This window comes from Leptothoe kymatousa TAU-MAC 1615 (assembly GCF_018739865.1).
GTDB lineage: Bacteria > Cyanobacteriota > Cyanobacteriia > Phormidesmidales > Phormidesmidaceae > Leptothoe > Leptothoe kymatousa.
On record NZ_JADOER010000010.1, the window covers coordinates 83,664 to 98,605 of the forward strand.

Here is a 14,942-nt window from a genome sequence, read left to right on the forward strand (position 1 = left end):
TCAATAGTGACAATCCTGATTCAATAAAAATTAAATGGTCAGGACAACAGGACTTTTAACAAAAATATTTCTGTGATTTTGGAATTTTAATGGGCTCAGGGCTTGTTAAAAAATCAAATCGTGGTCTTGTTCCTTGAGATCATGGCTTAACAAGCCTGTGTGGATTAAACCGTGAAGTCGTTTCTTAACAGTGCCTAACGGATCAAAGGTGCTTGTTGTGGTTTACTACGGACATATAGGTATAGATAAATATATAAACAGCTGTTAAATCTATAAGACCAGTTTTAGGGCGTTTTTAGCAGATCCCCACCTAGCAGAGCGAGATAGGATGCTGCAAGATATAGACTACCCATCTCACTGTTAGGAGTTGACCATCATGGACGCTAGATGCCCATGTTTGGTTCCGGGGCACCTATGGAACAGTTTGGGCCATTGCTGCTTTAGGGGATGAAACGATCTGTAAAGCGGGCTATTGGTCTGGGTATGACCTATAAAATTACCGATCCTCGGGCCGATCCTCGGTGCCCAGGTTGTTAATCGGTCAATACATCCTGTAGCAGGGGGGCCAGTTCATCCTTAATTTGGCCTGCGCGAATAAATTCGGCATAGGTGTCGGATTCGATGGCTAAAAGTTCTTCCTTGATTTGCTCTGCGGCAAAGGCTTGTAAGTCGGGGTTGGTGGCTTGCATGGTTTGCATTTCTTCTTGGAGTTTATCGATTTGCCCCTCTACGAGGGCCAGCTGATAGCGGCCAAATTCAGAGTCCACTTCCTGGCGTTCGATCAGTTCCTTTAGCCGACTGATGACGCGGTTTAGGGCCACCCGCCGGGCGATACCCTGCATATATTTTTGGCGTAGGGGCTGATCCCCCAGTAGGTTCAGGCTTTCTAGCAGGGGTTTGGTGGTTAGGCCCTGGACCAATAGGGTGAATAGCATCACCCCAAACACGGTGGCGATAATCTCTTCCCGTTCGGCTAGGGCCGCAGGGACGCTCAGGGCTAGGGCGACGGATACGGATCCCCGCAGACCGCCCCACCACAGCACGGTTTGCCCCTGCCAGCTAATATCTTCGTTGTCCGGGGTGATCATGTTGCTAAAGAAGCTGAGGCCAAATACGCTGACCAGTCGGGCCAGGAGCATGGTTGCGATCGCAATGGCAATGGAATCCGTATAATTGCTCAGGCTACTAAACTGCACCTGGTCGCCAATCAGCAAAAATACGATGGAGTTTACAAAAAATGCTAAAAACTCCCAAAATTCTGACACCACTAGCCGCGTCCTAGGGTTCATACCGATGCGGGAGCCAAAATTTCCCAAAATCAATGCTGTTGTCACCACAGCAATAACGCCCGATCCCCCCAGTTCCTCCGCCACAATATAGGTGCCATAGGCCGACACCAGTGTGAGCGACTGCTCCACCAAGGGCAAATCAAACCGTTGGGTCAAAAAGGAAATGCCAAAGCCGATTAGGGCCCCCACACTCGCCCCAATGCCGGTGAATACCAAAAACTGAGCAATCGTCACCGACAGGTCAAACTGTTCTACACCTAGGGCAATACCCAGCACCAGGTTAAAGGCAACAACCGCCACCCCATCATTAAAAAGACTTTCCCCCTCCATCAGGGTGGTCAGACGTTTATTCACCCCCAGCTCTCGAAATAGGGCCACCACCGACACCGGATCCGTCGCCGATAGGCTAGCCCCCACCAGCAGCGCCGTCGCCAGGGATGCACCGGCCACATTCACCAACCCCCACAGCAGGGCACCGATACAAATCACCACACCGATGATGGCATAGAGCACAATCGGCACCCAGTCGCGCTTCAGGTTAGACCATTTGATATTCCAGGCCGCTTCAAATAACAGCGGCGGCAGAAAGATAAATAGGATCAGCTCTGGCGATAGGTTCACCAGTCTGACATTGAGTACGGCCAGCCCCAGACCCACCAGCAGCAGCAGCAGCGTGTAGGGAATATTGCGCAGCCAGCTCACCACCCGTGACAGGGTGGCCACCCCCAAAGACACTGACAAAACCAGCAAAAACTGACGTAAATTTTCTTCAATCACGTCATTTTCCATGGCCATTTCCGCAGCGGCGGCGGCAGTGGCCAAAAAGCCATGGTAGTGAGGCAAAACGCTATCTAAAGGCATGGCAAAGGGGTACCAGTTGGTCAGGCTACATCATAAGGATGCACCGCTCTATCGACAACCTATCCGATGACAAACTTACGAATTTGGTCATCGATCGTTAGTTATTCTCCTCTGGCTGAGCGGAGTCGAAGCCAGCGGAGTCGAAGCGTCTCCCTAGGAGTTAGCCACACCCCAACCGATTCCCCCTCCTCCGCTCAAGGTACTAAGAATCCCTCATTTTTTGTTTTCTCGTCCAACCATTGAATTGTTGTCGCTTTTCCAGGAGACAATATTTTGGCGTAAGGCCAAGGTCAATCCGAGCGATCGCAACCATAAAAATCTTGTTGTTGAGGTGGCCATTGCGTAATTCAATCTTCTGCTATGTAGGCAACTGCTGACTTTACAGCTGCTATAAAGACACGTAAACGTTTGGTGTGATTTGCGGTACCCCTAAAGCAAGATACTGATGATCGATGTAGACCCTTGGACATGGGAATAGCTGCCGCTATTTATCTTCCTATAAAAGCTCCTATGGTCGCCTCTCTGCACACGTCTGCCTATCGTCGGTTTCTAGGACAACAAAACCCAATAGACGAAATTGCTTTAGTGTTTTTTGATAGCCGTGTGGATAATTTACCACTGCTATTGGCAGGGCTGCGCCCCGGTATCACAGCACACATTCTCGACCCAGATCGGGATGGCATTGAACAGATTAGTGAGATTGTATATCAGCAACCCACCATCTCCTTAACCCTAGTGGGTCATGGCTTTCCCGGCGGTTTGCAGTTAGGGGCAACGCACCTGGAGCTTGGTAATTTAGAAGCCTATGCACTACATCTAGGTAGCTGGTTCCAGGCAGCCACTGCGCCGCGACTCAATCTGTTGGCCTGCCATGTGGCAGCGGGGGATGCCGGTGTGGAGTTTGTGGAAACCTTGGCACGGTTGACGGGAGCCCAGGTGACGGCATCGGCAACCGTGGTGGGCAACGGGCAGTGGCCCCCGGTGGCCGCTCGCACATTTCAGCCTACGGTGCTAGCGCAATATCCCTCTACCCTGGTGCTCACCTTCCAGGACGACATTAAGGATGGCACCTTTGATGGCGGTAATCCAGATTCTAATCGGTTATTTGGTGCCGCTGGCGTTGCCATCAGTCCCGATGGCTCACAGATTTTTGTGGTCAGTGCGGTAGAGTCGGCTATATCGGTGTTTAACCGCGATGCCTCAGGCAATATTAGCTTTAGCCAGGTGATTCGCGATGGTTCTGATATTGGCAACATTCTCGGCTCAGAACTGCTGGCGGGGGCCTTTGGTGTGGCGGTGAGCCCCGATGGCAATCAGGTGTATGTGGCCAGCACGGGGGATGATAGCCTCAGTGTTTTTAGCCGCGATGGTGCCGGGGGCTTGACCGAGCAACAGTCCCTTCGCAACACTCGCCCTGACCCCAACAATAATGTGGTTGACAGCCTTGCCGGGGCCGTGGATGTGGCGGTGAGTGCCGACGGTTCCCAGGTGTTTGTGGTGAGTTTAACGGACTCTGCCATTACGGTGTTTGACCGTGATGGGGCTGGCACCCTCACCCTGAGGCAGTCGATTAAGGATGGCCAGGGTGGGGCCAATCAGCTCTTTGGGGCGGCGGGGGTGGCCCTTAGCCCCGGTGGCGATCAGGTGTATGTGGTCAGCCATGTGGACTCTGCCATTACGGTTTTTAATCGAGATTCGTCGGGCAATTTAACCTTTCGCCAGTCGATTAAGGATGAACAGGGGGCGGTGCAAAGTCTCTTTGGGGCCTCTAGTGTGGCGGCGAGTGCCGATGGCAACCAAGTGTATGTGGCCAGTGCTCGGGATGCGGCCATTACGGTTTTTGATCGCAATGCCGATGGTAGTTTGAGCTTTGCCCAGGTGATTGGCGACGGTGAAAACGGAGCCCAGCTCTTTGGGGGAGACAGTGATATTTTTGCCGGCACGGGCATTACGGGGGTGCCGGAAATTCGCGGGTTTAGCCAAGTTACCATCAGCCCCGATGACAAACAGATTTTGGTCACCAGTTTTGCTGAAAATGGGGTGACCGTTTTCGATCGCGACACCGCCGGGCGGTTGACCGTTAACCAGGTGATTCAGGACCAGGATGGCAATGGGGCCAATCAGCTGGCCGGGGCCCTGGGCGTGGCCGTAAGCCCGGACGATCAACAGGTGGTGATCACCGGGTTTACAGATGCCGCGATCGCAGCCTTTAACCGCGATTTAGCCCCTAGCCTTTTGAGCATTGCGCGGCAACAGCCCACCACCGCTGCCACCACCGCTGACAGTTTGGTTTTTCGGGTCACCTTTGATGAGGCTGTGCTCAATGTTGATGCCACCGACTTTACGGCCACCGGTGGGACTACGGCGGCCATCACCAATGTAGTGGCGGTGAGTGCCAGTGCCTATGATGTCACCTTAGGGGGGGGCGACCTGGCAAATTTTAGCGGTGTGGTTGGTTTAGACCTAGCCAATGGTCAAAACATTACGGACCCGGTGGGGAATCCCCTGGGTACCCAAGCGCCGGTTACCGACGAAACCTATACGCTCAATGGTGGCAACCCGGCTAAACTGACGTCCCTGTCGGGGCTGGAGGTGACGGGGCTAGGAGTGGCGAATACCCTGCGGCTACAGGTGGACCAGGCTGCGATCGCAACCGCAGGGGAGATTCTTATCTTTAGTGCCGATGCCAATAGTCGCACCCAAATTGCGAGCTTTTCTATCTTGGCCGGGGGCCAATTGCCGGAGCGCTACAGCCCTGCCTTCAGTCTCGATGGTGTCCAGGAAGGCCAATTTCTAGAATTTGACTTAATAGTAGAGGACGTTGTTTATCAGGCAACACCGTCTCCCCTAAACGATACTCAAATCTCCTTAGATTTTGGCAATGGCACCCAGCTAACGGCGGAAACCTTTACCCGCGATGCCACCACAAATTTGTTATTGGAAGATGCCACCGCCATTGATCTCACCGGTCAAACCGGCACCGTTAACGTGGTGTTTGCCGTGTATCGCGATGCGTCTATAGATAGTACCGTGGGGCTATATGCCACTGACTTTAGCGATGGTGGCATTCTCGATGGCCTCACCGGTGAGATTTTGAGGCCGGGGGATGCGGGATATAAAGCCGCCGCCCTGGCTAACCAATTGGACACCCAGCTGACGGGAAAAAATGGCCAGGTGAACCAATTTTCAGCGGCGTTCACCGGCGGCGGCTTCCTGGGGACATTTCTCGTGGCCGGTGGGGGCGATCCGGCCACAAGTACTGTGTATTTTAGCTACGCCGGCGAGAATAACAACAATGACCACGCCAAGCTCTTGGGGGACAACATTTTTGGCTATGAAGACCTGGGTAACTTAGGTGATCGAGATTTTAACGACATCGTTGTTGAATTTGCTGTTGTGTAAAATCTCGACATTGCTGGATCCTCAGGATGATTTTAGCGGTCATAGCTAGACCATTCGTCCGTTTGTAGATCGTGGCATCCGGCCAATCAACACCGGCAACATCTCAGTAATTACACGGATTTGAACTATGAAATCTTGATATTAAAAGTCGGTATAAGTTCTGTGAATACGGGGTAAGATTCCATAAATCTGCTGGTTACAATTCCGGGTATCTCGGTATTATCACCATAGTCACAGAAATTGGAGTTCAAGTCGGTGCAAACACCTGAATCACTCAAACTCAATCCGATCAATGTAGTGCACCCCCAGGCTCAGGCTGAGTATGGTCCGAAAAAGCTCATTATTTTGGAAAATAATGGGGTTAGTTTAGAAAAATCTACGCTGACTCAGAACTATGTCCTCGGCGGCCACATTGACAGAGATCCCCTAAATACCTCCTTTGCGCCTCAACATGAGCATCGGGCCGTTTCCATGGCGGGGGCCCAAATGTCTGAGGTGACCTTTATTGGTCACTATCCTGGCTTAAATGGGGATGCCGTGGCTGACAGTCAGCCCACTAAGCTACGGAATAGTCGGTTTATTTTGGTCGGGGAACAGGGTCGGGGATATAAGTTTGAGGTGATGGCCCCCATTGCCCAACCGATTACTCAATATGTCCCTACTGCGGTTGGGAAAGGCTCAAATCTTGCCGGCAGTAGTTTTAAGCAGGCCGATTTGCAGGGCACCGATTTTTCTGGATGTAATTTGCAGGGCTCTAATTTTACGGCGGCGAATTTAAGCGGCTGCAATTTTACCGGGGCGAATTTGACCAGATGTAATTTTAATCAGGCCAATCTTTCCAATGCGAACTTTACCGGAGCGCGTTTAGCCCTGAGCGAGCTGAGTGCTGCTGTGACATCAAAGGCAACAGATTTTAGCCATAGCTATTTGGTGGGGGCCAGGTTCCACTGTCTACTGGGTGAAAAGTTTGCCTACCTAGGACAGTTCAAAGGTAGTATCTTTGCCGATGGAAATAACCGAATTGAGGTGGCAAATACCGACTTTAGTCGGGTGTCTGGTTTGGTGGATGGTCAGTTTGTTTGCTATTACAAGTCGGACGTTACGTTGCCCAAAGGGGTGGAATGTGTGTCCACTAATCGGTTTAGGGAGACGAGGGAAACGATTGCGAGGAACTCGGATACGCCAACAACGGCACCGACCGCCTGGAGTGATGGCTATACCAATTAGGGGTGCGGGGTGAAGGGCAATGGGGAAACTCTTGCGGCTAAAATCGGGTCTATGTTCCAGGCTGTGCTGTTCCTAGGCTTGAATACCGTTGTTGCCTTACCCTAGCGTTGATGAAGAAAATCCATAGTTTTTGGCGTAGGGTACCCCATGGGAAACGCTTGTTGGGCGCTGTCTTAGGTGCGATCGCAACTGCTTTCTCCTGGGTCTGGTCGCCCAACAAGCAGGTGGTGAAACAAGCCCCGGTGACGTTTCTAGAAAACGCCGTCGGCCAGCCTGTGGCCCATACCACCGCCGGGGATGTGTTGGGCTACACCCATGCAACGGGCGTGCTACGGTTTGCCCGCATTCCCTTTGCTGCCCCACCCATAGACCATCTGCGGTTTTTGCCCCCCCAACCAGTGGCCCCCTGGCAAGGCATTTTAGATGCCCGCCAGCCCGGTCCCATTTGCATTCAACGATTCACCGCAACGAATAAAAAACATCCAGCAGGGCAGTCCGAAGATTGTCTATCCCTAACCGTCACCACCCCTAAGTTAGATCAGGCCAAACGCCCGGTCATCGTCTGGCTCCATGGCGGTGGTCTGGCCAATGGTGGCAACCACGACGCCACCTACGACGGCGCAAACTTTGTCACCCGTGGGGATGTGGTGTTTGTCAACGTGCAATATCGTCTCGGTGCCTTAGGGTGGCTAGATGTATCCCCGTTGGGAGACGAACACGTAAAACAATCTAAACAAAATGGGCAGTTGGATGTCATTGCTGCGCTAAATTGGGTGCAGCGCAACATTGCACAGTTTGGTGGCGACCCTAATAATGTCACCCTGATGGGGGAATCGGCTGGAGCCTATTTAGCCGCCTCCCTGCTGTTGTTGCCCGAGGCCGAACCCCTATTTCATAAAGCGATTTTACAAAGCGGCGTGTACGATGCCTGGGAAATTCCTGCCGATCGCCAGGAGCTGTTGCAACGAGTGCTGACTAAAGCTAAGGCCACCACCTTAGAGGAGTTACAACAGGTGAGTGCCAAAACACTCCAAACAATAGAACAGGACATTTACCAATATGGTCGCTCTAAAGGATGGCCAGATCCAATGCCTTGGTACAGCCTACAAGGCATCACCAGCGATGCTTTTGCCGCTGCCGCCCACCAGGGCAAACCGGTTCTCCATGGCACCTTGAAACACGAATACCATCTATTTTTACTGTCCTACGGCAAAAACAACCCCCATGGGCAAATTGTGAACGGTTTTCTAAAGATCCTAGGATTAAACAACCAACAAATTCAACAACTGATTGAACAGATTCAGCCTTTTTCCCCTGACCGTAGCCAGCAAGATTTACGGGTTGATCTGATCAGCGCCATTTATATGCACTACCCCCATGCCATGTTTGCAGAAAACTATAGACATGCGCCGACCTATAGCTACCTGATTGACTGGGCGGCCCCCCAATACCCAGAATTGGGGGCGATCCATGCCCTCGACTTACCGTTGGTGTTTGGCAACTTTGATAACTGGACCTGGGCCCTAGGAGATACCCATCCCGAGGAGCTTTCCCATAAAATGCAGAATGCCTGGATTGCCTTTGCAAAAACGGCTAATCCCAACCATTCCGATATTCCCAGCTGGCCAACCTATGGCCAATCTCAACGCGCTACCATGGTGTTTGGTGAAACAACCAAAGTTGTTGAAGATCCTTTAAGCTGGGTGAGGGATCTAGGGCCTATTCTAGATACAATGTTGATGGATGCACAGTGATGGTTTTTCCAGTTGTGTTGATCATCGGTATAATCTTGCCTATAAGAGACTGGAAAATGGCATCCTTTACGGCCCGTTTCATCCTTTCAATCAGCAACGGCTAAGGAGCTGTTAAGCAACTAATTCACGGCTTAATCCGAAAAGGCTTGTTAAGCCATGCTTTTAAGGAAAAAGACCATGATTTTAATTTTTAACAAGCCCTAAGGTCGTTCTATCTCTAGTCGGTTTTGCCAGCTCAAACACCTGTTGCCATTGATGCATCGGTAGACAGCAGGTTGGGGACGATCTCAAACCTATATTTGACGAATGGAATACTTGTTCTGGGCATCTTTAGACTAAACACCGCCTCCTCGCTTGCATTGAGCATATGACCCACGTTGCCGAACCACTATACTCAGCTCTATCGTTGTCTGGTTATACCTTGGCTGAGTGTATTTATCAGGGCACTCAAACAGTGGTCTACAGAGCAATGGAGACAGCAACTCAGCGACCGGTGGTCGTCAAATTGCTAGTTCAAGAGTATCCAAGTTTCGCCGACTTAGTACAATTTCGGAACCAGTATACGGTTGCCAGAAATCTACCCATAGCAGGTATTGTCCATCCCCTCAGCCTAGAGACCTGGGGCAACAGCTATGCGCTAGTCATGGAGGACTGTGGCGAGATTGATCTAGAACAATATGCTCAGCAATATCCCATGGCTCTGGCTGACAGCTTGGATATCGCCGTTCAGCTAGCCACCATTGTGCACCACCTACATCAGCATCAGGTGATGCACAAAGATATTAAACCAACCAACATTCTGATTCACCCGGTCTCTAAGCAAATAAAACTGATTGACTTCAGCTTGGCCTCCCTGTTGCCCCGAGAAACCCAAACTATCCAAAGTCCTCAGCGCTTAGAAGGCACCCTGGCCTACATGGCACCGGAACAAACCGGACGCATGAACCGGGGAATTGATTATCGCACCGACTTTTACGCCCTGGGGGTGACGCTATACCAGTTGCTCACCGGTCGACTGCCCTTCATCAGTCAAGATCCGTTGGAGCTGATCCACTGCCACCTGGCTCAGATGCCAATGGCCGTAGACCAAGTCAATCCAAGTATACCAACCACAGTGGCCACAATTGTGGCCACCCTGATGGCCAAAAATGCAGAAAACCGTTATCAAAGTGCCCTTGGGCTGAAGTATGACCTGGAGGAATGTCTTAGCCAATGGCGTGGACAAGGGAAGATTGCTGAATTCGCGCTGAGACAACGAGACTTAGTTAATCGATTTCTCCTGCCCGAAAAACTGTATGGCCGCGAAACAGAAATTCAAGCGCTGCTAAATGCCTTTAACCGAGTCACATTGAGCACATCGGAACTAATGCTGGTGGCGGGTTTCTCAGGAATTGGCAAAACCGCTGTGGTAAACGAGGTACATAAACCCATTACCCGACAAAGGGGATACTTCATTAAAGGCAAATTCGATCAGTTTAATCGCAATATTCCTTTATCCGCATTTTTACAAGCCCTACAAGATTTAATGGGCCAACTGATCTCCGAGTCTGATGCCCAATTGGCAACCTGGAAAGCCCATATTCTTGATGCGGTGGGTAAAAATGGTCAAGTTTTGATCGATGTGATTCCAGGACTGCAACAAATTATTGGCCATCAGCCACCGGTCATTGCCCTCTCGGGGGAGGCAGCTCAAACTCGTTTCAATCAGCTATTTCAGAGCTTTATTGAGGTTTTTTCCACGGTAAAACATCCCCTAGTTATCTTTTTAGACGATTTACAATGGGCAGATACCACATCCCTCCAGTTAATTAAGCTGTTGGTCACCAATAATCGATATTGTTTACTAATCGGTGCCTATCGAGATAATGAAGTCTCATCGGTGCATCCTTTAATGCTGGCTGTAGATGAACTTAAGCAATCCCGAGCTATTGTTAACACCATTCCGCTTAAACCTCTGGCTTTTGACGATACCAATCACTTAATTGCAGATACATTACAATGTTCCACCGATTTGGCCCGGCCTTTAACCACATTGGTCGATGGCAAAACCCGAGGTAATCCCTTTTTTACCACACGATTTCTCAAAGCACTCTACGAAGACGGTTTGCTGAGCTTTGACCAGGCTGAAAGCCATTGGAAATGTGATCTTTCCCAAGTTAAAGCGATGGCCCTTACGGATGATGTGGTGGAATTTATGGTGGCACAGCTACAAAAGCTTCCCCTAGAGACACAACAGATTCTAAAATTGGCCGCTTGCGTTGGCAATCAATTTGACTTGAACACGTTAGCCGTTGTGGTCGAAAAAACTGTTGATGATGTCGCCCAGGCCCTATGGCAGGCCTTAAAAGAGGGGGTAGTACTACCCACGAGTCAAGTTTATAAATTCTTTCAGTTCGAAACCAACCATCGAAAAAGGGAAATTAACCCAACGTACCAGTTTTTGCATGATCGTGTGCAGCAGGCGGCGTACTGTTTAATCCAAGCGGACAAAAAACAGACAACACATCTAAAGATTGGTAAATTACTGCTTGATGCCACAGATGTTGCCGATAATCTCTTCAGCATTGTCAATCATTGGAATATGGGGGCAGCCCTGGTTACGGACGTTTCTGATCGAGCTCAGCTTTGTCAGCTAAATCTAAAGGCCGCCGATAAAGCCAAACGTGCAACGGCCTATGATGCGGCCTATCGATATGCTGTGGTTGGTATCCAGTCGCTGGGGGCAGAGAGTTGGCAAACTAACTATGAACTGACGTTGGCACTCCATGACCTAGCTACAGAATCTGCGTACCTCAAGGGAGATTTTGCCAACTCACAGCGTTGGGCCCATATAGTGCTGAAACATGCAAAAAACATTTTAGACAAGGTGCAGGTGCAGGAAATTAATTTACTCGCCTACACAGCCCAAAAACGTACTTCAGACGCGATTGAAATAGGCTTAAAAAGCTTAGAAAGATTAAATATTTCAATCCCCAGTACCCCGACCCAGGGCGATATTCAAACAGCTTGGGCAGAGGTTGGTGCGCTCATTGCTCAGACAAAAATTGAATCCTTGTGTGAGCTGCCACAGATGGCTGATAACAGTTCGTTAGCTGCACTACGCATTTTAAATAGCATGGCAGCAACTGTGTATTTAACTCAGCCACAACTATTTCCCTTAATCGTTCTGGCCCAGGTTAAACTTTCTCTTCTAAATGGGAATACGCCGGTGTCGGCGGGAGCTTATGCCCGCTACAGCTTTATGCTGTGTAGCAAAATCAAGGATATTGAATTGGGGTATACATTTGGTCGCCTTGCCCTCAGCCTCGCACAGAAATTTAATGACAAAGCAATTAACACACGGGTGCTACTGATGGTTGGGGCCTTAACTTTGCCCTGGAAGGTCCACCTCAGGGAAAGTATCCCACTGTTGAAAACGGCCTATCTAAGTGGCCTAGAGTCAGGCAATTTAGATGGCGCAGCGCTAAGTCGCTATTATGAGAGTCAATCGTCTTACATTATCGGTGGGCGGCTCCAGGAACTAGCCAAAAAAGTTGCAACCCACAGTCAGCAGATTCGTGGGATTAAGCAACAACTTCATTTATATAACAACGACCTCCTACATCAAGTCATCTTAAATCTTCTCGGCACGTCTAAAGAGCCCTATCGAATCGTAGGTGAGGTTTTTGATGAGACAAAAATGTTGGCTCAGTACCATGCATCCAGTAACGTACTGGGATTGTTTTGTCTCTATTTACATAAAGCGATGCTTTGTTACTGGTTTGGAGAGTGGGCGACCTCCATCGAGTATACGACTGAAGCCGCTAACTATTTGGCTGGAAGCACCGCCCAGGCAACGATTCCCCTGTTTTATGTCTATGATTCTTTAGCGCGGTTAACGCAATATCCTGAGGTTGCTAAGGTGCAACAGGATTCTATATTGGTGCAGGTTAATGAAAATCAAGAAAAAATAGGGCATTGGGCAAAACATGCGCCCATGAACTTTCAACATAAATACGATCTGGTGCTAGCGGAACAACACCATTATTTGGGTGAGCGGGCCATTGCCATCGACCTGTATGAGCGGGCCATTGCGGGTGCTAAAACCCATGGCTATATTCAAGAAGAAGCCCTGGGTAATGAACTTGCTGCCAGATTTTATCTGAATTGGGGCAAAGAGAATGTTGCGGCCATCTATATGCAAGAAGCCTATTATGGCTATTCGCGCTGGGGGGCAAAAGCAAAAGTTGCAGACCTTGAACGTCGCTATCCTGAGCTGTTGAGGCCGATCTTAAAACAGACAACCAGGCCAATGAATATATTCGAATCAAAGGATTTGGTTCATTCCACCCTGCGATTAAAAACGGATGTTAATAGCTTTAATCAGATATTTGATTTTGCTAGTATTTTGCAGGCATCCCAGGCACTTTCCTGTGACATGCCTTTGCATGAGCTGCTAAATCAGCTAATTCAAATCATTTTGCAAAATTCTGGCGGAGATCTTTGCGTACTACTGCTCCCTAATCAGAGCGGTGAACTGCAGGTGCGGGCCACGGCTACCCTGGAAGCTGTACAGCTGACGACTGAGCCAGTTAATAATAATCCTAATCTTCCGATAAAGTTAATTCAGTATGTTAAAAATGGTCGAGAAGCTATCGTTATTGACGATCTGGAAACAGATTTGCCTGTTATAGATCCGTATCTGAAGCAGAGGCAGCCCAAAAGTCTGCTATGTTTGCCAATTTTCAATCAGGGCAATCTTATTGGCGTCGTCTACCTCGAAAATAGTTTTGTTAGCTGTGTGTTTACGGAAGAACGTATCGTCATTCTCAATTTTCTCTGCACCCAAGCGGCTATCTCCCTTGAAAACGCCCAGCTATATCAGCAGGCCCGTGTCCGTGAACAAGCGATGCAGCGGCAGTCCATAGCGTTAGTTCAGCTTTCCAAAAGTGTGAGTGTTTCTCAGGGGAGGCTAACTGATGCCTATCGAGAGATAACAGAAACTGTTGCCCAGCTTTTAGATGTTGAAAGAGTCAGCATTTGGTTGTTGGATCCAGAGAACAGTAAAATTCGCTGTGTTTCCTTGTTTGAAGCTGCCCAAAGACAACATAGCTCGACCAATACTGAACTTTTAAGGGTGGACTATCCAGCCTATTTTTCAGCTATTTTGGCTGAGCCAATTTTATCGGTGGAAGATGCTTGGCATGACCCGCGAACCTATGAATTTAAGCACGGTTATTTAGGTGTGTTTAATATTGTGTCTATGCTTGATGCGGGATTTAACTTGGATGGCGAAATTAGTGGCATCATTTGTTGTGAAACCATAGGTAAGAAACGTGTTTGGAATCAATCTGAGCAAGCCTTTATTCAATCTGTTGCTAACCTAATTGCCCTAGCGGTAGAAGCTAACTATAAACAGGAAAATGCAAAGCAGCTGAAGCTTGCTTTAGCAGATTTAGAGCAGTCCCAACTGCAGCTAGTTCAAAGTGAGAAAATGTCAGCATTGGGGAATTTGGTGTCGGGCATTGCCCATGAAATCAATAATCCCATTGGCTGTATTCTTGGCAATGTGGATACAACGGAGGAATATTTTAGTGATTTGCTGGGACTACTTGATCGCTACGCTCAACAGTTTCCTGACCCAGGACCTGAGATCGCTAATGAGTTAACCGCACTGGACTTGGACTACATTCGTGAAGACCTGCCTAAATTGATGCGGGCAATGCAGGATAGTAGCGATCGCATCACCGATATCAGCAGCAGTCTGCGTATTTTTTCCCGAGCTGATACCGAAACCCGACAGGTATTTGACCTACACAAGGGGCTGGACAGCACGATCTTAATTCTGCGGCATCGCCTAAAAGTCAACAAATATCGGCCTGATATTGCCATTATTAAAGAGTATGGCGATATTCCCGACGTTAATTGCTTTCCAGGGCAGCTCAACCAAGTATTTATGAATATACTAGCCAATGCTATTGATGCCCTAGACGAAGCGAGTCAACGGCTTAGCGCCGCTGAATTGGCAGCCCATGCTCCACATATTTCAATCCGCACTGAGGTAGATTCCCCACAGCATGTGAAGGTTTTTATCGCTGACAATGGACCAGGTATTCCCGAAAATATTAAAGGTAATATTTTCGATACGTTATTTACTACAAAAAGTGTTGGAAAAGGAACAGGGTTAGGGTTAGCAATTTCCCATCAAATTGTTACCGAAACCCATCTGGGAAGTTTGACAGTAGAATCAGAAATGGGTAAAGGTACTCAGTTTTGTATACGCCTGCCCATTTTGGCTGATTAGTTTGTTCCACCTTATTTTGTAAATGCCTGCCCATTTTGGCTGATGAGTTTTCCCAACGTTCCTGATCCCCACGCTGATTTTGCCTATAAAGTATTGATCAACTGCATCTTTAACAACGGGGTCGTC

Annotated in this window: 6 protein-coding genes; 5 read left to right on the plus strand and 1 reads right to left on the minus strand. The window is 49.1% G+C overall.

Annotation, left to right across the window (positions count from 1 at the left end; all coding sequences use genetic code 11):
• Nucleotides 1–533 precede the first annotated feature (533 nt).
• Complete coding sequence (locus IXB28_RS11525) at nucleotides 534–2,150, minus strand: cation:proton antiporter (protein WP_246559752.1); 1,617 nt, start codon at nucleotides 2,148–2,150, stop codon at nucleotides 534–536.
• A gap of 220 nt (nucleotides 2,151–2,370) precedes the next feature.
• On the opposite strand from IXB28_RS11525, the gene IXB28_RS16820 reads away from it, so the two are divergent.
• The 5 genes from IXB28_RS16820 to IXB28_RS11545 all read left to right on the plus strand — a co-directional run bounded on the left by IXB28_RS16820 (nucleotide 2,371) and on the right by IXB28_RS11545 (nucleotide 14,816).
• Nucleotides 2,371–2,496 carry a hypothetical protein gene (locus tag IXB28_RS16820; protein WP_274609693.1) on the plus strand — a complete coding sequence of 42 codons (126 nt, stop codon included), beginning with the start codon at nucleotides 2,371–2,373 and terminating at the stop codon, nucleotides 2,494–2,496.
• Nucleotides 2,497–2,660: 164 nt separating this feature from the next.
• Complete coding sequence (locus IXB28_RS11530; protein WP_215618748.1) at nucleotides 2,661–5,552, plus strand: DUF4347 domain-containing protein; 2,892 nt, start codon at nucleotides 2,661–2,663, stop codon at nucleotides 5,550–5,552.
• A gap of 255 nt (nucleotides 5,553–5,807) precedes the next feature.
• Nucleotides 5,808–6,779 carry a pentapeptide repeat-containing protein gene (locus IXB28_RS16940; protein ID WP_215618749.1) on the plus strand — a complete coding sequence of 324 codons (972 nt, stop codon included), beginning with the start codon at nucleotides 5,808–5,810 and terminating at the stop codon, nucleotides 6,777–6,779.
• Nucleotides 6,780–6,940: 161 nt separating this feature from the next.
• A complete protein-coding gene (locus IXB28_RS11540) occupies nucleotides 6,941–8,533 on the plus strand; it encodes a carboxylesterase/lipase family protein (RefSeq protein WP_215618750.1) in 1,593 nt (530 codons plus the stop codon).
• A gap of 367 nt (nucleotides 8,534–8,900) precedes the next feature.
• On the plus strand, nucleotides 8,901–14,816 hold the full coding sequence (locus IXB28_RS11545; protein ID WP_215618751.1) for an AAA family ATPase: 5,916 nt from the start codon (nucleotides 8,901–8,903) through the stop codon (nucleotides 14,814–14,816).
• The last annotated feature ends 126 nt before the right edge of the window (nucleotides 14,817–14,942 follow it).